The 22978-nt window shown below is 61.2% G+C and carries 26 protein-coding genes; 19 read left to right on the top strand and 7 right to left on the bottom strand.

Going from position 1 to position 22978, the window contains the following annotated elements; all coding sequences use genetic code 11:
* The first annotated feature begins 41 nt into the window (after positions 1-41).
* From DM813_RS28535 to DM813_RS27885, 4 genes are read left to right on the top strand one after another with little or no spacing between them, the layout of a single operon-like run.
* Positions 42-197: a hypothetical protein gene (locus tag DM813_RS28535; RefSeq protein WP_164897308.1), complete on the top strand. Its 156-nt coding sequence runs from the start codon at positions 42-44 to the stop codon at positions 195-197.
* Positions 194-1498 carry an iron-containing redox enzyme family protein gene (locus DM813_RS27895; RefSeq protein ID WP_128326629.1) on the top strand — a complete coding sequence of 435 codons (1305 nt, stop codon included), beginning with the start codon at positions 194-196 and terminating at the stop codon, positions 1496-1498. The genes DM813_RS28535 and DM813_RS27895 overlap by 4 nt, the downstream gene beginning before the upstream one ends.
* Positions 1498-2451, top strand: coding sequence for a methyltransferase (locus DM813_RS27890; RefSeq protein ID WP_128326628.1), 954 nt, complete (start codon positions 1498-1500; stop codon positions 2449-2451). The genes DM813_RS27895 and DM813_RS27890 overlap by 1 nt, the downstream gene beginning before the upstream one ends.
* Complete coding sequence (locus DM813_RS27885; RefSeq protein ID WP_128326627.1) at positions 2448-3575, top strand: carboxylate-amine ligase; 1128 nt, start codon at positions 2448-2450, stop codon at positions 3573-3575. Before DM813_RS27890 ends, DM813_RS27885 begins: the two co-directional genes overlap by 4 nt.
* A gap of 8 nt (positions 3576-3583) precedes the next feature.
* Here DM813_RS27885 and DM813_RS27880 read toward each other — a convergent pair whose 3' ends face one another.
* Entirely contained in the window at positions 3584-3826 is a 243-nt protein-coding gene (locus DM813_RS27880; protein ID WP_206617443.1) for a hypothetical protein, read from the bottom strand.
* A gap of 162 nt (positions 3827-3988) precedes the next feature.
* Between DM813_RS27880 and DM813_RS27875 the strand changes: the two genes are divergently transcribed.
* From DM813_RS27875 to DM813_RS27860, 4 genes are all read left to right on the top strand, one after another.
* Positions 3989-4495 carry a DUF4142 domain-containing protein gene (locus tag DM813_RS27875; protein ID WP_128326626.1) on the top strand — a complete coding sequence of 169 codons (507 nt, stop codon included), beginning with the start codon at positions 3989-3991 and terminating at the stop codon, positions 4493-4495.
* Between the two features lie 55 nt (positions 4496-4550).
* Complete coding sequence (locus DM813_RS27870) at positions 4551-5915, top strand: cation:proton antiporter (RefSeq protein WP_128326625.1); 1365 nt, start codon at positions 4551-4553, stop codon at positions 5913-5915.
* A 136-nt stretch (positions 5916-6051) separates the two neighbouring features.
* Complete coding sequence (locus DM813_RS28755) at positions 6052-6342, top strand: hypothetical protein (protein WP_128326624.1); 291 nt, start codon at positions 6052-6054, stop codon at positions 6340-6342.
* 230 nt (positions 6343-6572) lie between these two features.
* Positions 6573-7100 (top strand): cupin, encoded by a 528-nt coding sequence (locus DM813_RS27860; protein WP_128326623.1) that lies wholly within the window; start codon positions 6573-6575, stop codon positions 7098-7100.
* 86 nt (positions 7101-7186) lie between these two features.
* Here DM813_RS27860 and DM813_RS27855 read toward each other — a convergent pair whose 3' ends face one another.
* A complete protein-coding gene (locus DM813_RS27855) occupies positions 7187-7600 on the bottom strand; it encodes a general stress protein (RefSeq protein WP_128326622.1) in 414 nt (137 codons plus the stop codon).
* A gap of 168 nt (positions 7601-7768) precedes the next feature.
* Between DM813_RS27855 and DM813_RS27850 the strand changes: the two genes are divergently transcribed.
* Positions 7769-8389 carry an ATP-dependent Clp protease proteolytic subunit gene (locus DM813_RS27850; protein ID WP_277750123.1) on the top strand — a complete coding sequence of 207 codons (621 nt, stop codon included), beginning with the start codon at positions 7769-7771 and terminating at the stop codon, positions 8387-8389.
* Positions 8390-8405: 16 nt separating this feature from the next.
* Here DM813_RS27850 and DM813_RS27845 read toward each other — a convergent pair whose 3' ends face one another.
* Positions 8406-8834: a hypothetical protein gene (locus DM813_RS27845; RefSeq protein WP_128326621.1), complete on the bottom strand. Its 429-nt coding sequence runs from the start codon at positions 8832-8834 to the stop codon at positions 8406-8408.
* A gap of 132 nt (positions 8835-8966) precedes the next feature.
* Between DM813_RS27845 and DM813_RS27840 the strand changes: the two genes are divergently transcribed.
* Positions 8967-10523 (top strand): GGDEF domain-containing protein, encoded by a 1557-nt coding sequence (locus DM813_RS27840; protein WP_128326620.1) that lies wholly within the window; start codon positions 8967-8969, stop codon positions 10521-10523.
* Between the two features lie 34 nt (positions 10524-10557).
* On the opposite strand, the gene DM813_RS27835 is transcribed toward DM813_RS27840, so the two are convergent.
* Positions 10558-10875: a hypothetical protein gene (locus DM813_RS27835; protein ID WP_128326619.1), complete on the bottom strand. Its 318-nt coding sequence runs from the start codon at positions 10873-10875 to the stop codon at positions 10558-10560.
* Positions 10876-11124: 249 nt separating this feature from the next.
* On the opposite strand from DM813_RS27835, the gene DM813_RS27830 reads away from it, so the two are divergent.
* The 3 genes from DM813_RS27830 to DM813_RS27820 are packed head-to-tail and all read left to right on the top strand — an operon-like array spanning position 11125 to position 14050.
* A complete protein-coding gene (locus DM813_RS27830) occupies positions 11125-11910 on the top strand; it encodes an endonuclease/exonuclease/phosphatase family protein (protein ID WP_128326702.1) in 786 nt (261 codons plus the stop codon).
* Positions 11907-13109, top strand: coding sequence for a cardiolipin synthase ClsB (gene clsB / locus DM813_RS27825; RefSeq protein WP_128326618.1), 1203 nt, complete (start codon positions 11907-11909; stop codon positions 13107-13109). The genes DM813_RS27830 and clsB overlap by 4 nt, the downstream gene beginning before the upstream one ends.
* Positions 13109-14050 (top strand): lysylphosphatidylglycerol synthase domain-containing protein, encoded by a 942-nt coding sequence (locus DM813_RS27820; RefSeq protein ID WP_128326617.1) that lies wholly within the window; start codon positions 13109-13111, stop codon positions 14048-14050. The genes clsB and DM813_RS27820 overlap by 1 nt, the downstream gene beginning before the upstream one ends.
* Here DM813_RS27820 and DM813_RS27815 read toward each other — a convergent pair whose 3' ends face one another.
* Positions 14051-14281, bottom strand: coding sequence for a metallothionein (locus DM813_RS27815; protein WP_128326616.1), 231 nt, complete (start codon positions 14279-14281; stop codon positions 14051-14053).
* 152 nt (positions 14282-14433) lie between these two features.
* Between DM813_RS27815 and ligD the strand changes: the two genes are divergently transcribed.
* From ligD to DM813_RS27790, 5 genes are read left to right on the top strand one after another with little or no spacing between them, the layout of a single operon-like run.
* The gene (gene ligD / locus DM813_RS27810; protein ID WP_128326615.1) at positions 14434-16887 is read left to right on the top strand and encodes a DNA ligase D; all 2454 of its coding nucleotides are present in this window, start codon (positions 14434-14436) and stop codon (positions 16885-16887) included.
* Complete coding sequence (locus DM813_RS27805; protein WP_128326614.1) at positions 16884-17915, top strand: acyl-CoA dehydrogenase family protein; 1032 nt, start codon at positions 16884-16886, stop codon at positions 17913-17915. Before ligD ends, DM813_RS27805 begins: the two co-directional genes overlap by 4 nt.
* Positions 17912-18667 (top strand): PIG-L deacetylase family protein, encoded by a 756-nt coding sequence (locus tag DM813_RS27800; protein ID WP_128326613.1) that lies wholly within the window; start codon positions 17912-17914, stop codon positions 18665-18667. Before DM813_RS27805 ends, DM813_RS27800 begins: the two co-directional genes overlap by 4 nt.
* 11 nt (positions 18668-18678) lie before the next feature.
* Positions 18679-19278 carry a class I SAM-dependent methyltransferase gene (locus tag DM813_RS27795; protein WP_128326612.1) on the top strand — a complete coding sequence of 200 codons (600 nt, stop codon included), beginning with the start codon at positions 18679-18681 and terminating at the stop codon, positions 19276-19278.
* Positions 19275-19937 (top strand): glycosyltransferase, encoded by a 663-nt coding sequence (locus DM813_RS27790; RefSeq protein WP_128326611.1) that lies wholly within the window; start codon positions 19275-19277, stop codon positions 19935-19937. Before DM813_RS27795 ends, DM813_RS27790 begins: the two co-directional genes overlap by 4 nt.
* A 21-nt stretch (positions 19938-19958) precedes the next feature.
* Here DM813_RS27790 and DM813_RS27785 read toward each other — a convergent pair whose 3' ends face one another.
* Entirely contained in the window at positions 19959-20804 is an 846-nt protein-coding gene (locus DM813_RS27785; RefSeq protein WP_128326610.1) for a Ku protein, read from the bottom strand.
* Between the two features lie 66 nt (positions 20805-20870).
* Positions 20871-21788 carry a LysR family transcriptional regulator gene (locus DM813_RS27780; RefSeq protein WP_128326609.1) on the bottom strand — a complete coding sequence of 306 codons (918 nt, stop codon included), beginning with the start codon at positions 21786-21788 and terminating at the stop codon, positions 20871-20873.
* Between the two features lie 85 nt (positions 21789-21873).
* Here DM813_RS27780 and DM813_RS27775 point away from each other — a divergent pair, with 85 nt between their 5' ends.
* Positions 21874-22935, top strand: a complete 1062-nt coding sequence (locus DM813_RS27775; RefSeq protein ID WP_128326608.1) for an LLM class flavin-dependent oxidoreductase — start codon at positions 21874-21876, stop codon at positions 22933-22935.
* Positions 22936-22978 lie beyond the last annotated feature (43 nt).

The following is a 22978-nucleotide window of genomic DNA, read 5'->3' as shown; positions in this document are numbered from 1 at the left end:
TCCTCTGCATATATGAACCCTTCCATCAGGAGGAACAGCTCATGAGATTCAGTCGCCCCTTACTGCTCTGTTTCTCCCTGATATTGCTGCAGGGCTGCTTCGACGAGCCCAAGCACATCGAACAGGACACCGACCGCAGCAAGCCTTCACTGCAGATGCAGCAGCCACCTGACACTCAAAAGGATAAAACGCAATGAGCCTGCCAGACGTGGCCCTTTCGGTGCGTGCGGGGGCTCTGAAGGCGCACTACGAAGCGCTGGCCCAAGGTGATACCTCGGGCAGTACTGCCTGGCTCGACACTCAATTGCGTCAGGCTGACAGGTTTGCGAATGAACTGCCCGCCGATCCGACCACCCTTGCCGACTGGACCGCACAACGTGCTGCCAACGTTGCCCGCCAGTATGCAAGCTACCTCGATGAACGCCGCCAGGGCGCACCCCGGCAGTATTTCAGCAACCGCGCCCATGCTCTCTATTTCCTGCAGCAGGTGGCCCCGACCAAAGCGGTTGATGGTGCCTGGCTGTTTGGTGCGCTGCACCACAGCAACGACCCCCGCTTCCATGGCCTGATCCGTACTTACCTGGAAGAGCTCGGCGACGGTGATGCGGCGTGTAACCACGTGCTCATCTATCAGCGCCTGCTCGCCAGCCTTGGCTGCCATGAAAGCCTCCCCCTGGCCGACGAGCGCTACTTGCAGGGCGCGTTGCAACTGGCACTGGGTCTGAACATGGACGCCTACCTGCCTGAAGTCATTGGCTACAACCTCGGCTATGAACAATTGCCACTGCATTTACTGGTGACCGCGTTCGAACTGGACGAACTGGGCATCGACCCGCACTACTTCAGGCTTCACATCACCATCGACAACGCCAGCACCGGCCATGCCTGCAAGGCCGTTCAGGCCCTCCTCCAGCTATGGCCAGACAAAGATCAAGAGGTGTTCTACCACCGCGTTGCCAAGGGTTACCGGCTCAACGATCTGGGCCTGGGCGCCGCCGATATCGCCGCCGGCTTCGACCTTGAGGAGCAGCTACTGCAAGCGTTCGAACGCAAACGCAGCTTCGGCAGTCACATGCACTCGGATTACTGCCGCCTTGAAGGCCGCACGGTGAACCAGTGGCTGGCAGAGCCAGGCAGCATCGCAGGGTTCTTTGTTGCACTACAACGCAAGGGCTGGATCAAACGCGGGCAGCCCCCCGCCGACAGTCGCTTCTGGCAACTCGTCGAAGGGCCCACGGCTGCGATGTTCGGTGTGTTCAGCCCCTATGAAAAGCAACTGTTGCATGACTGGATTGCAGCTGACTGGCAACCCGTTCAGCGTCCACGTAAGGCAGCGCAGGCCATTGCCGACACAAACGCCGATCAAGCATCTGGGCGGGCAATGCCACTGGATCAGCTTATTGCCCGGATGGCAGGTGCCCGCCACGCCTTGCCTGACGGCTTGGCCGCCACCCGGCGGTATCGCCAGATAACCGGTTTGAACGGAGGTCACCCCTGATGCAACTGACCAACCGACAAACCCAGGCTGACCGGGCACTGCTTCATTTAGGGCGGCGCTTGCAGGCCGACGGCTATTCCTTCACCTGCGTTACCCCCGCCACCCATCAGCGTAACCTCGATCGGCCCCTTACAGATCCGGCTCGCAGCCTGCGCGATATATTCGGCTGGAACCGACGCTTTGCCCCCGAGCGGATTTCACCTGACGAACTGGAACAGATGCACCTGGCCGATATCGTCGAGCCGCAGGGCAGCGAGTTGCGTAGCACCGTGCGTTTTTCGACCCTGGGCGAATGGCTGTTTCTGCATTCAGGCTACCCTACCGAATCGACCGATGCCGTGTTCTTCGGGCCTGACAGTTATCGCTTCGCGCAGGTAATCCAGGCGCATCTGCAGCACAGCATCAACCCGGTCAACCATGCGATTGAAATAGGCGCCGGCACCGGTATCGGCGCTATCGTCATTGCCGCCGCCCGGCGCCACGCACAGGTGACGGCCGTGGATATCAATGATCTGGCCCTGCGCTATACCGCCATTAACGTCGCCTTGGCAGAACTGGCCAATGTCTCGGTAGCGCACAGCGATGTCCTGCAGGGTGTCACCGGCACTTTTGACCTGATTGTCGCCAACCCGCCTTACATGCTCGATGCCAGTGAACGTACCTATCGTCACGGCGGCGGAACCCTGGGCGAAGGATTGTCGCTGCGGATCGTCAAGGAGTCCCTGCCACGCCTTGCGCCAGGAGGCACGCTGCTGCTTTACACGGGGGTGGCGATAGTCGAAGGCCAGGACCGGTTCCTTGATGCGCTCAACGACATACTCGAGCCGACCCGATGGGTGTGGCGCTATCAGGAACTGGACCCTGACGTGTTTGGCGAGCAACTGCTGCAACCTGGCTATCAGGACGTGGAACGTATTGCTGCTGTAACGCTTACCGTGACCTGCCGCGAATGAAACAGGGGTTCGGCATCGAGGAAGAATACCTGCTGGTGGCATTGGACAGCCGCCAGGTGGTTACCACACCCGGCGCGCCCGCCCTTGCGGCGTGTCGTGAGGTACTCGGGCAGTATTTCGCCCAGGAGATGTTCCAAAGCCAGATCGAACTGGCGTCGCCAATTTTCTACAGCATGGCCCAAGCGCGGGATTTTTTGCGCAGCCACCGCCAACGCCTGGCATCCGCACTGGCTGTGAACGGCCTGGGTATTTGCGCCGCTGGCAGCCATCCATTTGGCGCTTGGTGGTTTCAGCAGCCCGCCTCTGGCGAACACTTCCGCACACTTTTCGAGGATCACCGCCTGGTGGCCCGGCGCAGCCTGGTGTGTGGCCTGCATGTTCATGTCGGCATTGCGCCTGGCCATGACCGCATCCACCTGATCAACCAACTGCTGCCCTGGTTGCCGCTGTTGCTGGTGCTCAGTACCTCATCCCCGTTCTGGGAGGGGCAGGCCAGCGGCTATCGCAGCTACCGTCGCGTGTTGTGCAACGAATGGCCACGCATGGGCCTGCCAGAGCGGCTGAAGGACTGGAATGACTACCAGCGTTACCTTGACCTGCTGCGCCGCACCGGGGCCCTTGGGCCGGAGTCGGATTGCTGGTGGCTGATTCGCCCCTCAAGGCGCTACCCCACCGTGGAATTGCGTCTGGCCGATGGTTGTCCTCACCTCGAAGACGGCCTATGCATCGCCGAAATGTTCCGGCAAATGGTCGAGCACAGCGTGGAGACACCTGCACAAGGCTCACAGCTAACATGCGAGGCGCAATGGCTTACCCAGGAGAACCTCTGGCGCGCCATGCGCGACGGTCGTGACGGACGCTTCATTGATCCGGTTGCGCAAGGGCCAGTGTCGGCACACGCGTGGTTGCTTGAGCTGCAAGCCCGGTTTGCAATCGACTCGGAGCACATCGATCACGCTGCACGTATTCTCACCACGGGTACCAACGCCGATCAGCAGTTGGCGGTCTATTACCAATCGCTGGCACAAGGTGCCACTCACCAACGCGCTCTGAATGATGTCGTGGACGGACAGCTGCAGAACACCGCGTGTCGCAGCCATTGCGCACAGACCGCCGGATACTGATCTGTCGGTCAGTCCGCCGATGGCGTGTTCTTCTTCAAGCCTCGCAGGTTCATTGCACACAAGCAGAACTGCAGTACCACCAACGCCCAGGCGTGGGTATGCCAGCCCCAAATCACCCACAACACGTTGCTGCAGATGAAGCAGCAGAAGCCGATCCGGCGCCCCCGGGCATGACGCGAGCCGGTCCCCCAGGCAGCCGCCACCGTAAGCAGCATGGCTGGCCATTGCAGCAGGTCAATCCACAGTTCCACGATAGTCCCCTATTGTCCTTGAATGTCTGAGCGTTGCTGGCCGCCAATGTTCCGTTGGCCCTCCATAGGCGGTCTACGACTGAAAAACTAAACCTTTCTGCGCAGAACAGGCTCTCACTCTGTAGCGACACCGACGTCGCGAATCCTGTTCTGGAGTGAGACATGAATACTCTATTCCTCAAAACAATCGGTTTTTCCGTCGTATTGGGTTTGTCTTGCGCTTCTGTGCTGGCTGCCACGTCATCCGACTTCGTCGATGCTGCCACTGAAGCAGGCATTGCCGAAGTAGTGGCTGGCAACCTGGCCATGGAAAAGAGCAAGAACCCCGACATCACCGCGTTCGCCCAACAAATGGTCACCGATCACACCCGGGCAAATCAGATGCTTGGCGATATCGCACGCAAACACGACATCAGCGTGCCGAACGAAGCCGCGGTAACGGACAAGGTCAAGAAAGTGATACTGGAATGGCGCGACGAGTCCTTTGATCGCTCATACCTCAACAACCAGGTTGATGCCCACGAAAAGGCGGTGGAACTCTTCAGTAAGGAAGCGAGCTCGTCTGACACCGCTGAACTCAAGGCATTCGCGAGCGACGTACTGCCAAAACTTGAGCATCATCTTCAACAAGCCAAACAACTCCAGGCCAAGTATGGCCAAAAGGAATAATGCAGGATGACAGCATCGGCATCCGCTGGGGTGTCTACCGGGTGTAGGCAAGGGCATGAACTTTATTGTCTGGGTTGCCGTATTGGGCGCGGTCCTGCTGCTGCTGGCCCTGACCTCCGCGTACCTGCGCTGGCTGCCAGTCACCACTTCGGTGGTGTGCCTTGGGCTGGGAGCGGCCCTCGGTCCTGGCGGTATGGGCTGGTTGCAGCTCGACCTGTCCCGGGCTTCCGGCTGGATGGAGCACCTCACCGAGGTTGCCGTGCTGTTCTCCCTTTTCGTCAGCGGCCTCAAGCTGCGGCTGCCGTTGCGCAGCTGCCGCTGGCTGGTTGCCTTCATCCTGGCCGGGCCGGTCATGTTGTTCTGCATTGCCGGCGTCAGTCTTCTGCTGCACTACGGCCTGGGCATGGACTGGGGTGTGTCGGTACTGATCGGAGCCATTCTGGCACCCACTGACCCCGTATTGGCAAGTCTGGTCCAGGTCAGCGATGCCCAGGACAAGGACCCCGTGCGCTTCAGCCTGTCAGGGGAAGCCGGACTCAATGATGGCATCGCGTTCCCGTTCGTGATGCTTGGTCTGCTGTTGATTCAGCACAATGAGGGTGATGAGCAGTGGCTGGGTTACTGGCTATTGCACGATGTACTCTGGGCTGTGCCGGTTGGCCTGCTTTGTGGCTACTGGATGGGCCGCGGCCTGGGGTGGCTGACCTTGTACCTGCGTACTCGCCACAATGACAGTACTGTTTCCCCGAACGATTACCTCAGCCTCGCGCTGATCGCACTGGCTTATGTCTTGGCCGAGGTGATCGATGGCTATGGTTTCCTCGCCGTATTTGCCGCCGGGCTTGGATTGCGCCAGGCAGAAGTACACAGCTGCCCGCAAGCGCATGAGCCTGCCGAACACCTGGTGCAGCCGGTGGTCGGGCATCAGCATGTCGCACCCGAACATGCGGTGAAGGGTGATGTCCAGGCGCTGGAGGACACCCAGGTCGCGGCCGGGATCATGCTCGGAGACATGCTGGCTTTCGGTAACCTGGTAGAACGCGCATTGGAGGTATTCCTGGTCACTTTGCTGGGGGTAGTACTAATCGAACATTGGGACGCACGCGCGTTGATCGTGGCTACAGCGTTGTTCCTGGTGATACGCCCATTGGCGGTGTTTCTTCAGACCCTGTGCAGCCGCCTGGACGTGCGTCAGAAAAGCCTGCTGGGCTGGTTCGGGATAAGGGGCATCGGTAGCCTTTACTACCTGTTCTATTCTTTCAATCACGGACTGCCTGGCGATATGGCGACAACCAGCAGTGGCTTTGCACTTTCCGTGGTGGCTTTGAGTATTGTGGCGCACGGGGTGAGCACCCAGCCGCTGCTGGCATGGTACGAACGGACAGGGTCGACGCATCGCAGACGGGCTGACGTAGATTGAAGCCTGTATCTGGCGATGATTGCAGCCATTACGCCGTTTGTCGGCAGACACTTTCGCGCAACCGTTTGCCCGCTGCGAGTTTTCTCAGGCCCGCTAAATTCTGGTGTAAACCCATCAAATACTGGAGCTTGGGAAAATGCGGAATCGCGGAACTCTGTTCTGGTCATGGGCAGATCCCACCCTTCATCATCGCATCCATGATGAGACGCTGGAGGACGGAACAGTCATTGATGTTCAGGTCCGCCTCTCCTGCACTGGCGCTACCCAGATGTTCCTGGGCATTTATGGGCCCTCAGGCATGATGCTTCACGAAGAAGCCCATCAAAACCTACCCGGCCAGACCATGACCCGCGCATTGGCATGGGGTGTCGGCAAGGCCCGAAAGTTGGCCAGTGAGCTGAGGGCTCCTGTCACGAAAAGCGCCTGAGATTTGCACTCGCCATAGATCTGACCACCCTGCCATTTGCAGTAAGAAGTAGCTGGGGGGTCAGGAACGTGTCTGCGCGAAACCTACTACTATCGAAAGACTGGGGCTTCACCACCACAGTTGATGCTCGGTCTGCGAAGGACAGCGTTGGCCGGATTGTATCCGCCTACTGCCGAGAATAACAAAAACAGGAATCTTCCAGACGATGCACAACCAGCGGAGGACGCTTCATGGTCAGGTCGCAGCCTGTGTATGCTCCCGTGCAAACCCTGCTGCTCGAACCCAATGAATGGGTGCCCAATAACCCGCACCTGCCGATACTCATTTACATCAAGGCCATTGCTGCCAAAGGCAGCGATCCGGTGGCCGATTTCAAGAATACCTTCAGCACCCATGGTTGGCCGCCGCAATGGTGCGCCGGGGTGTACGACTACCACCATTACCACACCCAGGGCCACGAAGTGCTTGGCGTCGTCAGCGGCTTTGCGCGCCTGATGCTGGGCGGCCCGAACGGGCGTCTGGTAGAGGTCAGTGCGGGTGATGTCTTACTGCTGCCGGTCGGTACCGGCCACTGCAATACGCAATGCAGTGATGACTTTCTGGTGGTCGGCGCCTATCCCCCGGGCCAGCACGCCGACACCTGTCGCCAGGCACCAAGCCAGCAACAGTTGGCGAGCATTCTCTCGCTGTCGTTTCCGGAGCAAGATCCGGTTCAGGGCGTGCATGGCGCGGTACACCGGTATTGGGGCTGTACCTGACGGGTAGGCAGACTTCGACAAACGGCTTTTGGCCGAAACCCCATCAAGCCCGAAACAGATATCGGGCTTGACGGAGATGTACCTAATCAGGATTTGCGCCCTCCGCCACCACCCTGCTCGTGGTCTTTGCGCGCCTTGTCCGAGGATTTATCACGGTCGGTAACATGGGTGCCGCGAGCACTTCCCTGGCCACCGCCGCTCATGCGCTCCGAATCGTCCGATTGCCGTGCACCGGACGCTTGACCGCCTTTCTGGCCAGGCTTGGGCATGTTTTCCTTGTCGTCGGCAAATTCGCCGCCACGACGCGAGCCTGCGCCGGCCATGCGGTCGGAATCGCGCGATGGCTGACCACCCGAAGCGTGGCCGCCCTTGTGTCCTGCCTCAGAGGCGCGTTGTGGATCGTCGGCAAAATTGCCACCGGTGTTCTGTTCACCTTTCTTGCCGGTTTGCTTGTCCCGGTCAGAAAAGCCGCCTGGATTGTTTTTTCCTGTATTGGTCATTTCTGTTCACCTCTACATCGTTAGCACGAGCATGGGCTCGTCTAATTCGGAGGACAGCGAAAACAGGAAAGTTTAAATAGAAACGCAGGGTGCGCGACGAGTGGCGTTGCACAGGCACGTCCATTACCAAAGAGCACCGTATGCCGGAATTCCAGTTCGGTACGTGCCATGTTTACTAAACTGGTTTCCTTGGAAGAAGCCCTCCAGGCATCACACTCAGGAGGTCGACTGATGACAGAACACATCGTGCACTTTCATTGCCAGATCGATCAGGCCACCACCGAGCGCTTCAGGGATTGCTGCCTTGAGGCCATCGATCAGGGCGCAACCTCGCTGCTCCTGAACCTGTCCACCTGTGGCGGCAGCACCAATTTCGGCTTCACCCTTTACACTTTCCTGAAGTCGCTGCCCGTGCCGCTTTGCGCCATCAATGCCGGGAATATCGAGTCGATGGGGATCATCATGTTTCTGGCGGCTGCTCGTCGTATTACCTCCCCTCATGCCAGGTTTCTGATTCACCCGATGAACTGGTACTTCAGCCAGAAATCAGTCGACCATCAGCGCCTGCGCGAATACTTGTCCAGCCTGGATAACGATCTCGCGCGTTATGTGCAGATCTATGCCCTGGAAACCGCCGATGCTGCGACCAAACTGGATATTTTTCATTGCCTGTCCGCAGAAGAGAAAGTCATCGCCGCGCATGAATCACTGGCCTACGGCATCGCACATGAGATGAAGCAGATGGTATTTGCCGACGATGTGAAGCACTGGAAGGTCAGTGGGGGTTGACGATTCCCGAGACCTCTCACATGAGGCAGTAGAAATCACCCAGCTCTGCGACGATCTCACGCTTGGCGTTGTACAGGCGGACCTCAGGGGTAAGGGCTATTGAACGGCCCTCAAGCACGTAGCGTTGGCCCGCCTGAAAATGGTCGTAACGCAGGGTCAGGTAGCAGACCCGTTCCGTTGACCCGCCCATCTCGCCGTTGCCGCCACCGCCGCCGCCACCTGTTTCGTAATCGAACCGCACGACAAGCTCATGGCTGCCGGGGGGCACCTGAAAAAACCGTCCGTCGCGCAGGCGCTGTTTGTCCAGACGCTCGGCCAACAGCAACCGGTCATTGGGAAAAGGCAGGGATAGATCGACCCAGGCCATCTGCGGATTGGCGGCGGGCATCGGTGCCTGGCAACCCGCAACAACACAGGCTGCAAGCAATAACTTCATCCTGCGCATGATCAACGCCCCACGGGACTGTTTATTCAGAATAGCGCCGACGAATCAGGTTGGCTGCCCGTCGTGCAGCTATGCTCAGACTGCACACGGTGAAAGCCGGTTTTGGCGTTTCCGGCAAAAAGAGGGCCCAGAATGCGACACAGGCTTTTGCCCATTAATTTGCGCGGACTGATTTTCTTCGTCGTCGTACTGTCTGTACTGGCCACGCTCGCCAATGGCCTGATCGTCGCCTATCGCATTCAGCGTGACGCATTGATCCACTCGGCACTCGAGGCCAATAACGCCTACGCGGCGAAAATGGCCTCCAGCATCGGTGACTTCCTGACGGCAGCACAAAGCCGCCTTAAGTACAGCGCCGATGTCTTGGCGACACGTTGGGATGATCCTGCTGCACTACGGGCCGAGGCCCTTCGTTTGCAGGCGCAGGATGCTGACTTCAATGCCATCGTGATCGTCGATGCCAACGGCAAGGTACTGCAGACCTCTCCGGAAACCCTGCGCATTGTCGGTGCCACGCTTCGCCCCGAGGGCCTTGAGTCGGCGCTAGCCCAGCAGCGCCCCTTGATCAGTGCTGCCTACCTGTCGATGACCGGCAATCTGGTCGTGGCGATATCCCAACCGATATTCAGCGTAACCGGGCAGTTCATCGGTTCGATCGGTGGTTCAGTGTATTTGCTCAAGCAAAGCGCGCTGCATAGCGTCATCAGCAACCACTTTCATCGTGAGGGCACCCTGGCGCTGGTAGTCGATGGCAACCGGCGGCTGTTGTACCACCCGAACTACAAGCGAATTGGACAGGGAATGGACCGCAATGCAGCGGTTGACGCGGCCTTGCAAGGGCACAGTGGCTCAATGCAGGTCAGCTCCCCCACGGGCGTGTCAATGCTCACGGGTTACGCACCGGTGCCCGCGGCAAATTGGGCAGTGGTCGTCGAGCTACCTGCCGAGCGCGCGCTTTCCACACTCGCGCAACTGCTACGCGAAGTGTTCCAGGGCATGATCCCGGCGGGCATCATCGGCTTCGGCCTGGTCTTCGCTGCTGCCGCGCTGATTGCACGGCCATTGCGCCAGCTATCGTCGATTGCCGGCCAGTTGTCGACGCCGGAAACGACCACTCGGTTGCAACGGGTTCATGCCTGGTACCTTGAAGCCTCGTCGATCCGCCAGGCCATGTTGACCGGCGTGCAGCTGTTGCAGCAAAAGCTTGGTCGGCTTGCCCGGGAGGCTCAGAGCGACCCTCTGACGGGGCTGGCCAACCGTCGGGCAATGACCGATGTACTGGAGGTGCTTGAGCAAGCCGAACAGCCTTATTCGCTGTTGGCAATGGACATCGATCACTTCAAGCGCGTCAACGATACCCATGGACATGACGCAGGCGACAGCGCACTTCAGTTCATCTCGGATATCCTCAAGCGAAACTCCAGGACCGGCGACCTGGCGTGCCGTTATGGCGGTGAAGAATTCACTTTGGTATTGCCCAATACAGCGCTGGAGGTCGCCATTGCCATTGCCGAACGGATTAGGGAAAACATTGCTGCCAGTGAAATTCCCGGGATTGGAAAACTTACGCTCTCAGTCGGAGTAGCGTGTCGAAGCAACGAGGCGCCAACGGCGGATGCGGTCATGAGGGCGGCTGACGAGTGCCTGTATCGTGCCAAGTCTCAGGGACGCAATCGGGTTGTCTCATAGCAGGCTGCCTGAGGCGAACCAAGGTACGGCTCCATCAAGATCGCTTCCATTTGACGGTGTTGGCCGATACCAGGCCATCACCGATCATTTCGCCGAAATCCGAGTCGGCATTCAACATCACCACCTGTTCATCATGGGCTCCGCTCGCGGAGTCAAGTGTGATCCGGCTCGACAATTTTGCCCATTTACCGCGTTGAGCAATGAAAATCCTGGTAGGCGAAGGGCCTCCTGCCACCCAGGTGCCTGAGGAGCCAATCAACGCATCGTCAGTAAGCGCCAGTGTGCAGGCGTAGGTTGAGGGTGAATCGCCATCAACGCTGGATGTGCACACATAGTTATAAATCTTGGCCATGATACGCTCCATTGGTTAATGAACAGAGTCCAGGCGCGGCAGGCAGCCTGGCAAGTATCAGCATTCATCCCCACGGTTACTGTGACAATTGTAGTCTGCCCGCTTGCGGCCGCCGCGACGTTCAACCGCCCTGTACTTCCAGCCACTCGTCAATCCTGCTGAACCCTGACCCTTCAGGCCGGGTCGCACTAGATGGGTGCCCTGCCCTGCAACCCGGGAGTCTGCAATGAGGAACGCAGCGTGAACGAGATCCGCAGCGGCGAACGCGTCACCGAACCCGGTATCGGCCCGGCCTCCGAGGTCCAGCGCCTGAACGTACTGACAATCAACGTGCACAAGGGCTTCACCCTGTTCAACCGGCGCTTCATCCTGCCGGAACTGCGCGAAGCGGTACGCGCCACCGGGGCCGACCTGGTGTTCCTGCAAGAAGTTCACGGCAGCCACCAGGGCCATGCACAGCGGCACGCGAGCTGGCCACAGGCGCCGCAGTACGAATTCCTCGCCGACAGTATGTGGCCGCAATTCGCCTACGGGCGCAATGCGGTCTATCCGCATGGCGATCACGGCAACGCGCTGTTGTCGAAATTCCCGATTGTTGAACACAACAACCTCGACGTCTCGATCCACGGCAACGAGCAGCGGGGGCTGCTGCACTGCCGCCTGGACGTTCCGGGGCATGACCAGGTGCATGCGATCTGTGTGCACCTGGGGCTGCGCGAGACACACCGGCAACGCCAGGTGCGTCTGCTGCTCGACCTGCTGGACAGCTTGCCGGCCAAGGCGCCTGTGATCGTCGCCGGAGATTTCAACGATTGGCGCCTGAAGGCCGACGCCCTGCTCGGCCAACGCCTGGTAGAAGCCTTCGGTGAGCACTTCGGCACGCCGGCGCGCAGTTTTCCGGCACGCCTGCCGCTGCTGCGTCTGGACCGCATCTACCTGCGCAACGCCATGCCGAGCAAAGCCCGGGTGCTGTCCAGTTATCCCTGGTCGCATTTATCCGACCATGCCCCGCTGGCTGCGGAGATCAACCTGTGAACAGACCCTGGGTAGACGGTAACCGTGTGGCGCTGCTGATCAACGGCGAGCAGTACTACCCCCGCGTGTTCGAGGCCATGGCCCAGGCGCGGGAGGAAATCCTCCTTGAAACCTTCATCATCTACGACGACAAGGTCGGTCAGCAGTTGCAGCAGGTGCTGATCGCTGCCGCGCGTCGTGGGGTGCGGGTGGAATTGGTAGCCGATGGCTATGGAGCGGCCGACCTGCCGGATACGTACATTGCGGCGATGACTGAAGCGGGCATCCGCTTTCATGCGTTCGACCCGCAACCGCGCCTGGCGGGCATGCGTACCAACCTGTTCCGCCGCCTGCACCGCAAGATCGTGGTGATCGACGGCAAACTCGCGTTCATTGGCGGGATCAATTACAGCGCCGACCACCTCGACGATTACGGACCGATGGCCAAGCAGGACTATGCGGTGGAAGTCGAAGGCCCGGTAGTGGCCCAGGTGCATGCAGTCAGTCGTCGCCTGATGGCCCCGGTGCTCGACCCGCCCAGTCAGGTGCGCCCGGTTACCGAACCGGCCGGCCCGGCCAGCGCGGTATTGGTCGAACGCGATAACGGCCGCCGCCGCATTGATATCGAGGTGCGCTATCTCGAGGCCTTTCGCGCCGCGCGCCAACGCATCGTGGTGGCCAACGCCTATTTCTTTCCCGGCTACCGGCTGTTGCGTGAGCTGCGCAACGCGGCCCGGCGCGGGGTGGAGGTCACCCTGATCCTGCAGGGGCAACCGGATTTGCGTTGGGTTCGGGCGCTGTCCCGGCTGCTGTACAACTACCTGTTGCGCGACGGTGTACGGATTCACGAATACTGCCAACGGCCGCTGCACGGCAAAGTGGCGCTGGTCGACGATGAGTGGTCGACGGTCGGCTCAAGCAACCTCGACCCCTTGAGCCTGTCGTTCAACCTTGAGGCCAACCTGCTGATTCGCGACCGGGCCTTCAACCAGCTGCTCTATGAGCACCTCACCTCGCTCGCCAGCGAACAATGCAAAGCCGTCACCCTGGAGCGGATGATCCGCGGTTACTGGTGGCGGGCGCCGTTGATCTTTTTGTGCTTTCACCTCATTCGTCACTTTCCGCGCATCGCCGGCTGGCTCCCGGCCCATCGTCAACGGTTGCAATCGCTGCAACCTGATGTCGAGGCGCCACGTGATCTTCACGAGGGCCATACCTGATGGCGCACAAACCCTGGCATACCTGGGGCAAGCGCTTGCTGACCCTGCTGTTCGTGGTACTGATCCCGGTGCTGTTGTACCTGCTGGTGCGCAACCTTGACTGGAACGAAGTGCGTCAGTCGCTGGTGGCCTATACGCCGGGCACGCTGATCATCGGCCTGGGCCTGGCGCTGTGCAGCTACCTGACGTTCGCCAGCTATGACCTGCTGGCCCGGGCCTATACCGGCCACCACCTGCCGGCCCGCCAGGTGCTGCCGGTGGCCTTCGTCTGTTATGCCTTCAACCTCAATTTCACCACCTGGGTCGGCGGCGTGGCCTTGCGTTACCGGCTGTACGGCCGGCTGGGCCTGGATACCGCAACCATCACCCGCATCCTGACCCTGGGCCTGTTGACCAACTGGATGGGCTACCTGCTGCTGGCCGGCACGGTGTTCGCCCTGCGCCTGGTCAAGGTGCCGGAGCGCTGGGCCGTGGGCGTGACCGGGTTGCAGATGATCGGCCTGTTGATGCTCGGCGTCGCCCTGGCGTATCTGCTGGCCTGCGCCTTTTCCAAACGCCGCACCTGGAGCGTGCGCGACCATGAAATCACCCTACCCTCGCTGCGCCTGGCGCTGTGCCAGGTGCTGCTAGGGGCCAGCAACTGGGCGTTGATGGCAGCGCTGATCTACTGGCTGCTGCCTGGCGACCTGTTCTACCCGTCGATCCTCGGCGTGTTGCTGATCAGTTGCGTGGCGGGCGTGGTTGCGCACATCCCTGCCGGGCTCGGCGTGCTTGAGGCAGTATTCCTCGCCCTGCTCCACGGCCAGCTGGGCCAGGGAAGCCTCATCGCGGCGTTGCTGGGGTACCGCACCCTGTACTACCTGATTCCCCTGTTGCTGGCGTTGGTTACCTACCTGGTGCTGGAAAAGCGCGCCCGGACCATGCGTGCAAGGCACAGTTGATCAAGGCGAAATCGGGTCACTGGCCGGAAACGTCTCTTCCAGTGCATTGTCGACCCGATGCTCACTGGGGCGCATCGCCGCGCCGCACTTGCAATCGCTCATGCGGCACGGCTCAGCGTTCCGGTGCCCGGTAGCACAGGCCTCGCAGCAGTAGGCCTGCCCCCCCTGCATCAGGGCATTCTGATCCACCGCACAAGAACATTCGGGGCAGGCGCATCGTTGCTCGTTCATGGTTGTCTCCTCGCGTTCTGATTGCCACACATCCGGTCGACCACCACCCACGGACAATGATTCCGAATATCTGCCCCTCGTAAAATTTTGAACTCCGCTCCCCACCCGTCCCTCCCATGGCTATAGCCCCACGGAACACCCCGGAGCCGACCATGGCCAAGCCGCTGCAGGAGTACCAGCGCAAGCGCGATTTCAACGCCACGCCCGAGCCCAGCGGCAAACCCGGACGCGGTAAAGCCCATGCCCTGCAGTACTGCATTCAGAAGCACGACGCCAGTCACCTGCACTACGACTTCCGCCTGGAACTGGACGGCACCCTGAAAAGCTGGGCCATTCCCAAAGGCCCATCACTGGACCCTTCGGTAAAGCGCCTGGCGGTGCATGTGGAGGATCACCCGCTCGACTATGCCAGTTTCGAAGGTCATATCCCCGAAGGCCACTATGGCGCGGGCGACGTCATCGTCTGGGACCGGGGCGTCTGGATACCCGAAGACAACGCCCGCGAAGGCTATGCCAAGGGCAAGCTGCGCTTTCGCCTGCAAGGCGAGAAGCTCAGCGGTGTCTGGCACCTGTTCCGTACCCGCCTGGCGGGCAAGAAAGAGCAATGGATGCTGGTCAAGTCCAACGACGATGCCGCGCGTAGCGAAGCTGACTACAGCATTGTCGAGGCCCAGCCCGACAGCGTGCTCAGCGAACGTACCCTAGTGCCACGCCGGGCCAAAGTGACGGCCCCTCGCTCTAAAGCGACACGTTCCGCCACCGGGCGCAAGGTACAGCTGCCTGCACAGCTGCAACCGCAGCTGGCGACGCTGGTCGATTCGCCCCCGGCCGGTGACTGGCGCTACGAAGTGAAATTCGACGGCTACCGCATTCTGGCCCGTATCGAAGGCGATGACGTACACCTGTTCACCCGTAATGGCCATGACTGGAGCGCAAAAATGCCCCATCAGGTAGCGGCGCTGCGCACGTTGGGCCTTACCTCGGCCTGGCTCGACGGCGAGATGGTGGTGAACGACGCCAATGGCGTCGCTGACTTTCAGGCCTTGCAGAACGCTTTCGACACGCAGGATGACGAACAGATTACCTATTACCTGTTCGACCTGCCCTACCTTGGCGGCCGGGATCTGCGCCAGACGCCATTGCAGGCGCGGCGCAGCACCTTGAGCCAACTGCTTGAAAGCAACCCGTCGGACATCCTGAGGTTTTCCGCAAACTTTGATGAACCGGTTACCGCCCTGCTCGACAGTGCCTGCCGTCTTGGCCTCGAAGGGCTGGTCGGCAAGCGCGCCGACAGTCTGTATCAGGGGCGGCGCAGCGCTGACTGGATAAAGCTCAAATGCTCGCAGCGCCAGGAGTTCGTGGTCGTCGGCTACACCGACCCCAAGGGCAGCCGCAATGGCTTCGGTGCGCTGCTGCTGGCCCTGCATGACAACGACAGTGGCGAGCTGCGTTACGCCGGTAAGGTAGGCACCGGGTTCAGCGTCGCCACCCTCGATAGCCTGCATGACCGCCTCAAGCCGCTGGAAGTTGCCAGGCCCGCTTTGGCAAAGCCACCCACCGGTTCCGAGGCGCGCGGTGTGCATTGGCTCAAACCGCACCTGCTGGCGGAAGTCGCCTACGCCCAGATGACCCGCGACGGGGTGGTACGCCATGCGGTATTTCACGGCCTGCGCGATGACAAAGCGGCCAGCGCCATCGACCTGGAGCGCCCGATGTCCGCCAATGCAATAACCCCACACATGAGTTTGACCCACCCAGAACGGGTGATCGATGCCACCAGCGGCGTGACCAAGCGCGACGTCGCCGAGTACTACGCGGCGGTAGCCCCATGGATACTGCCACAGCTCAAGGACCGCCCGGTCGCGCTGGTGCGCGCACCGGAAGGCCTGGCAGGTGAACTGTTCTTCCAGAAGCATGGCGGCCAGTTGCACTTGCCCAAGGTGCTCACCTACGACAAAGCCCAGGCCGGACAGGCGGCCATGGTCATCAACTACCCGGACACATTGCTTGGCGCCGTGCAGATGAACATGCTCGAACTGCACACCTGGAGCGCCACCAACAAGGACTTCGACAGGCCGGACCGCTTCGTGCTCGACCTCGACCCCGACCCGGCGCTACCGTGGAAGGCCATGTTCGAAGCCACCCAGCTGACCCTGACATTGTTAGACGAACTGGGCCTCAAGGTGTTTCTCAAGACCAGCGGTGGCAAAGGCATGCACCTTGTCGTGCCGCTGACCCGTCGCGCCGACTGGGACGAAGTCAAGGCGTTCAGTCACGCCATCGTTGACTACCTCGCCCGACTGTTTCCGGATCGCCTGAGCGCCGTGTCCGGACCGAAGAATCGCGTGGGGCGGATCTTTATCGACTACCTGCGCAACAGCCAGGGCGCCACCACCGCCTGTGCCTACTCCCTGCGCGCTCGGGAGGGGCTGCCGGTGTCGGTGCCGATCTGGCGCGACGAGCTGCCCGAGCTCAAAAGCGCCAACCAGTGGCACATCGGCAACTTGCACGCACGCTTGGCAGAGATCGACGACCCGTGGGCAGACATTAACAAGACCCGCCAATCGATCACCGCACGCATGCGCAAGCAACTGGAGATGGCATGAGCCTGGATCTGAACACCCTCGACAGCCTGCTGCGAACCTTCAGCGAGCGCCCACAGGCACTGAACCTGGACAGTCAGCTGGCAGAGCTGATGCGGGCGCTTGTGAGCTGTCGCTTCGACCACCTGCCGCTGCCTGGCCAGGGCCAAACCCTACATCGCTGGCAGACTCTGGCGCATGTGGCAGGCTGTGACTTGGCGCTGGCAAAGCTCTACGAAGGACACACCGACGCCTTGGCAATTCTCAGCGAATGCGACGCCACGCATTTGCTCGGCGAAGCCGTCTGGGGTGTCTGGGCAGCCGAGCCACCCGATGCCCGCACGCGTATCGTTGCCTGTGATGGCGACAACGTTCGGCTGACCGGGCGTAAGGCGTGGTGCTCTGGCGCCTTGCAGATCGACCGTGCCTTGATCACCGCATGGACCGATGATGAGCAACCCCAGTTAGTGGCCATCACTTTGAAGCAGGTGAGTCAGCGCCAGCAAACCGATCACTGGCAAGCTGTCGGGATGGCCGCTACCGCCAGCGTAGCGCTCGCGTTTGACCAGACGCCGGGCATTGCGGTCGGTCAACCCGGTCAATACCTGTCGCGCCCTGGCTTCTGGCATGGCGGTGCCGGCATCGCCGCCTGTTGGTACGGGGCCGCCGAAGCATTGGCGCACTACTTGCGCAATCACTGCAGCAAGCCACACCCCGATCCCCATGCCCAAGCCCATCTTGGTGCCGTCGATGCCGCGCTCTGCGGTGCCCGCGCGGCATTGCACGAATGTGCGGCATGGATCGACCGCCAGCCGGCAGCTGACGCCAGCTTTGTGGTGCGCCGGGTTCGCGCCCAGGTGGAACAGGCAGCCGAGCAGGTCATCCACCATGTAGGCCGTGCCCTCGGCGCAACACCCTTCTGCCGTAGTAGCCACTTCGCCCGGCTCAGCGCCGACCTCCCGGTGTTCCTGCGCCAGAGCCATGCCGAACGGGACCTGGCGGCACTTGGCCAACAGCTGGCCCAGTTGCCGGCGGGGGCTTGGCAGCTATGAGCAAAAACCTGATTCAGGCCAGCACGGGTACGCCGTGGACGGCGTGGCAGCAGTCGGCGCACCTGGCCCGCGCCACCTGGATCAGCCCCGACAGCCTGTGCCCGCCGGGTCGACGGCTGGTGTTGCTGGCCCCGCACCCGGATGACGAGGTGCTCATGGCCGGTGGCTTGCTGACAGCGTTTCGCGGTCGCGAGCAGGACCTGCTGTTGATCTCAGCCACCGACGGTGAAGGCAGCCACCCCGGTTCCTCGACCTGGACCGAGCAACGCTTGCGCCACCAGCGCCCCCTGGAAAGCCGTCATGCCCTGCAACAGCTGGACCTGGACCTCACCCAGCTGGATTGGCGCCGGCTGCACCTCAAAGACGGCGCGGTACCCCGCGACGAAGCCTTTCTGGTCAACCACCTCAACCAGTTGCTCCGCCCCGAAGACCTATTGATGACCACCTGGCGCGGTGACGGCCACTGTGACCACGAAGCCCTCGGCCGCGCGGCGGCGCAGGCCGCCCTGGTGCGCAAGGTGCAACTGGCCGAGGTGCCGGTGTGGGCCTGGCATTGGGCCAAACCGGACGACAGTCGCCTGCCCTGGTCACGGGCGCACCGCATAGAACTGGACGAAGCCGGCGTGGCACGCAAGCGCCAGGCTATTGCCGCGCATCACAGCCAGCTGGAGCCAGACCAGGACCGGCCTGCGGTAGTGCCCCCGGCGCTGCTGGAGTGTCTGCTGCAACCTTTTGAACTGGTGTTCCTGTAAACGGAGTGATCATGAGCCTTGATGCGCACTATTTCGCTGACTTGTACGCCACCAGCGATGATCCGTGGGCGTTTCGCACCCGTTGGTATGAACAGCGCAAACGCACGTTGGTGATGGCGAGCCTGCCGCGCCAGTACTATCAGCGGGTGTTCGAGCCTGCCTGCGCCAATGGCGAGCTGAGCGCCGGGCTGGCCGAGCGCTGTGCTGAGTTGGTGTGCCACGACCTCGACCCCACGGCGGTGCGTCTGGCCTCACGGCGGCTAGCCGGGCTGGGCAACGCTTCGGTAAGCCAGGGCCGGTTGCCAGCCGACTGGCCCGACGGGCGTTTCGACCTGATCGTACTCAGCGAAGTGGGTTACTACCTGGGCGCCGCCCAGTGGTTGCAGGTGATCGAACAGTCGATCGCCAGTCTGACCTGCGACGGCGGCCTGCTGGCCTGCCACTGGCGGCATCCGATCGCTGGCTGCCCGCAGAACGGCGACCAGGTGCATCAGTTGCTGGCCCGGCACCTGCAATTGCATCCGCTATGTCGCCATGAGGAAGCGGATTTCCTCCTGGAGTACTGGTCATCTCAGCCCGGTGGCGTCGACCTCGACGAGAGGTGCCCATGATCGCAGTCGTCATACCTGCCCATAACGAAGCGCGGCGGCTGGGACGTTGCCTGACGGCAATGGCCGCGGCTGTGGCGGTGGCGGAGCAGGCCGGCCTGCGGGTTGAAGTGCTGGTGGTGCTGGATCGATGCACCGATAGCAGTGCCGCGATCGCCCGGCGTTATGGGGTCAGCACCCTGGCGATTGAAGCTGGCAATGTCGGGATGGCTCGGCGGCTGGGTGCGGGGCTGATGCTCGAACGTGGGGCCTGCTGGCTGGCGTGCACCGATGCCGACAGTCAGGTGCCACCGCACTGGCTGCTGTCGCAGCTCGCCTGTACGGCAGACGTGGTCTGCGGGACAGTGCATATCAGCCACTGGCAACCCTGGCAGAAGGCTGCATTGCGCAAGCTTTACCTCAGTGCCTACGAGGCGCACGAAGGGCATCGTCATGTCCATGGGGCTAACCTTGGCATCTGTGCCCGCGCCTATGAACGTGCGGGTGGCTTTCAGCCCCTGTCCGCGCATGAGGATGTGCAACTGGTACAAGAGCTGGAGGCCAATGGCGCACAGATCGTGTGGACGGCCAGGCACAGTGTGGCCACCAGCAGCCGCCGCGATAGCCGGGCGCGGGAAGGCTTTGGGGATTACCTGGCGAGGCTGGAAACATCGCCCCTGTAGCGGGTTGCGATGGCGTCCCTTTCAAGAAGCTTTGCGCGGGCGTTTTACCGGCTTTTTCTCGGGTGCTGCCTTTTTGCCAACCTTGCCCGCCAGGCTGCGCTTGAGCAATTCGGTCAGGTCGATGATGTCGGCACCCTTCTCTGTAACCGCTTCACCTTTGTCCACCACGCTGATCTTGCCCTTGCTGGCCTTCTCTTCGACCAGGTCCATGATCGTGTCGCGAAAAGCATCATGGTATTCACCCGGTGCCCAAGGCCCGCTCATGTCCTCGACCAGCCGCCTGGCCATGTCCAGTTCGCGCTTGTCGACTTTGCTCTCGGTCACGCTGCTGTCCAGTTCCAGCGACTCAATGTCCCGGACTTCCTCGGGCCAGCGCAAGGTGATCATCACCAGCGCCTGATCCAGCGGGCGCAACAACGCCAGGTGCTGGCGGGTGTGCAGCACCACCGTGGCCAATGCGACCTTGCCGGTGCTTTCCAGGGTTTCGCGCAGCAGCGCATAGACCTTGCCGCCCCGTCGGTCGGGGCTCAGGTAGTACGGCGTATCAAATTGCTGCAGGGGGATTTCGCTGGCTGCCACAAACGAGAAGATGTCGATGGTCTGGGTCGCCTCGGGCCGGGCCTTGCGGATCTCGTCTTCGCTGATCACCACATAGCGCCCTTTCTCGTACTCCACGCCTTTGACGATGTTGTCCGCGTCGATGTCCTTGCCGGTGACCTTGTTGATGCGCTTATAGCCCACCGGTTCCATGCTGCGCTTGTCGAGCCAGTCGAAATCGATCCGTTCGGTGCGCACGGCGGTGTTGAGGGAGACAGGAATATGCACCAGCCCGAAACTGATCGCGCCTTTCCAGATTGCCCTGGCCATCAATCACCTCCTCGGCCGGTAAATGCCGGATGCCTATCTGAAGTGACTGCGCGGCACCGTGAAAGTTTATTCGGTCTGAGCACACGCCTTGATCTGCCCGCGCAACCATTTCAGGCCTGGATCGGTATCGAAACGCGAATGCCAGTGGGCAACCAGTTCGGGGGCCGGGAAATCGACCGGCGGCTCGTGGCAGCTCAGGCCGAATGTGGCGGCGAATGCCTTGGCAATCGGGCCCGGGAGGTTGCAGATGTAGCCGGTTTGCGCGGCGATCACCGGCATCGCCATGAAGTTTTGTACCAGCACGCCAATACGTCGGGCCAACCCCTGAGCCCTTAAGGTTTCATCAATGATATTGCCCTCACGCTGGTGCATTTCGATCATCACCTGCGGCCGCTGCAGGTAAAGGTCGAGCGGAAAACGACCAGGCGGCAATCCTTCGCGTTGCCAGATCAGCGTCAGCAGCGAAACCGTGGTAATCGACTCTTCACTCAGGCCCGCCCCGAACACCGTGGGCGTGCTGATGACCAGGTTGATTTCGCCGCTCTCCAGTAGCGCCGGCAAGACGTTGTTCGCGGGCAGCGGCACCACTTCGATCATCACCCCGGGGGCTTCACGGGCGATGTGCTGGATCAGCCTGGGCAGAATCAGGAATTCGACGAAATCGCCGGAGGCAATACGGAACGTGCGCTGCGCGGTTGCCGGCACAAAGGGTGTAGTGCCTTGCAGCGCTTCATCCAGACGCGCCAGTGCTTCGCGCACCGGCCCGATGAGTTCGGCTGCACGTGCGGTGGGGACCAGGCTGTGGCGTCCGCTGACAAACAGTTCATCGCCCAAACGCTCGCGCAACCGGCGCAGCGCATGGCTGACCGCCGGTTGGCTGAGCGCCAGGCGTTCGCCGGCGCGCGTCACGTTCTGCGTGTCCCACAGGGTTGCAAAGACCACCAGCAGATTCAGGTCGAGCGTTCTTGTATTTATGTTGTGCATACCTGAGATTCCAACTATTCATTTTTCTCACAGTACAGGGTTTGTTGTAGTGGCTCCATCCTTCCCTCAGTGAAAGAGCCCCAGCATGAACAATAAAAAATCCCTGCAGATGGGTTGGTTCATTCCAACGATTGGCGACACCACGGCGTTCAGCGATCCGAGCAAGAGCATCCCGCAGTCCCTGGAGCACTTCGAGCGCGTCGCCGTCGCTGCCGAACAGGCCGGCTTCGACTATGTACTGGTGCCGGTAACCCCGTTTTGCTGGGATGCCTGGGTGACCGCCTCGTTCATCATCGCCCGCACCGAGAAACTCAAAGCCCTGGTGGCGGTAAAACCCGGCTTCATCCATCCGGTCGCCCAGGCCAAGATGTTCGCCACCTTCGACCAGCTGTCCAAAGGCCGTATCTACATCAACCTGATCGCCGGCCTCAGCGAAAAAGACGCTTACGCCGAAGGCCAGATCGTTTCCAAGGACGCTCGCTATGAACAGCTGGAAGAAGAAGTCGAGCTGATGAAGCGCCTGTGGACCGAGCAGAACGTGGAATACGCAGGCAAGTATCACCAGGCCCACGGCCCGAAAGTGATCCCGGCGCCGTACCAGCAACCCCACCCACCGTTCTTCCTTGGTGGTGGTTCTGAGCATGCGGCCGAAATTTCCGCCAAGCACTCTGCGGTGCACCTGTTCTGGGGCGACTACCCGGAGCGCATCGCCGAGCAGATCAAGGCCATGCGTGAGCGCGCCGCTCAATACGGTCGCGGCGAGGAAATCGAATTTGCCATGCGCCTGCAGATCATCTGCCGTGAAACTGAGGAAGAGGCCTGGGCAGCGGCAGACACGCTGGTCAACGGCGCCGACCCGGCCTGGACCGAACAGGTCAAAACCATGATGGCCGAGTCGGTTGCCAACCAACGCATGAAAGAGCTCTCCAACACCGTCGGCCGCAAGATGACGCCGCACCTGTGGACCGGCATCACCGAGGTGCGTCCTGGCGCCGGGATTGCGGTGGTGGGCAACCCGCAACAGGTCGCCGACCAGTTGCTGGCGTTCGTCGACGCCGGATGCAGCGGTTTCTGCCTGTCCGGCTACCCGCACCACGAAGAAGCCGAACGCTTCGGTCGCCTGGTCATGCCACTGCTCAAGCGCTGAGCCCTTGCACTCCTGCCCAATAACAATCAGCCGCCGGTGCACC

This window comes from Pseudomonas alkylphenolica, from assembly GCF_004025535.1.
Taxonomy (GTDB): domain Bacteria; phylum Pseudomonadota; class Gammaproteobacteria; order Pseudomonadales; family Pseudomonadaceae; genus Aquipseudomonas; species Aquipseudomonas alkylphenolica_A.
The sequence above is the reverse complement of the archived record's forward strand: the minus strand, read 5'-3'. Positions and strand labels throughout refer to the sequence as shown.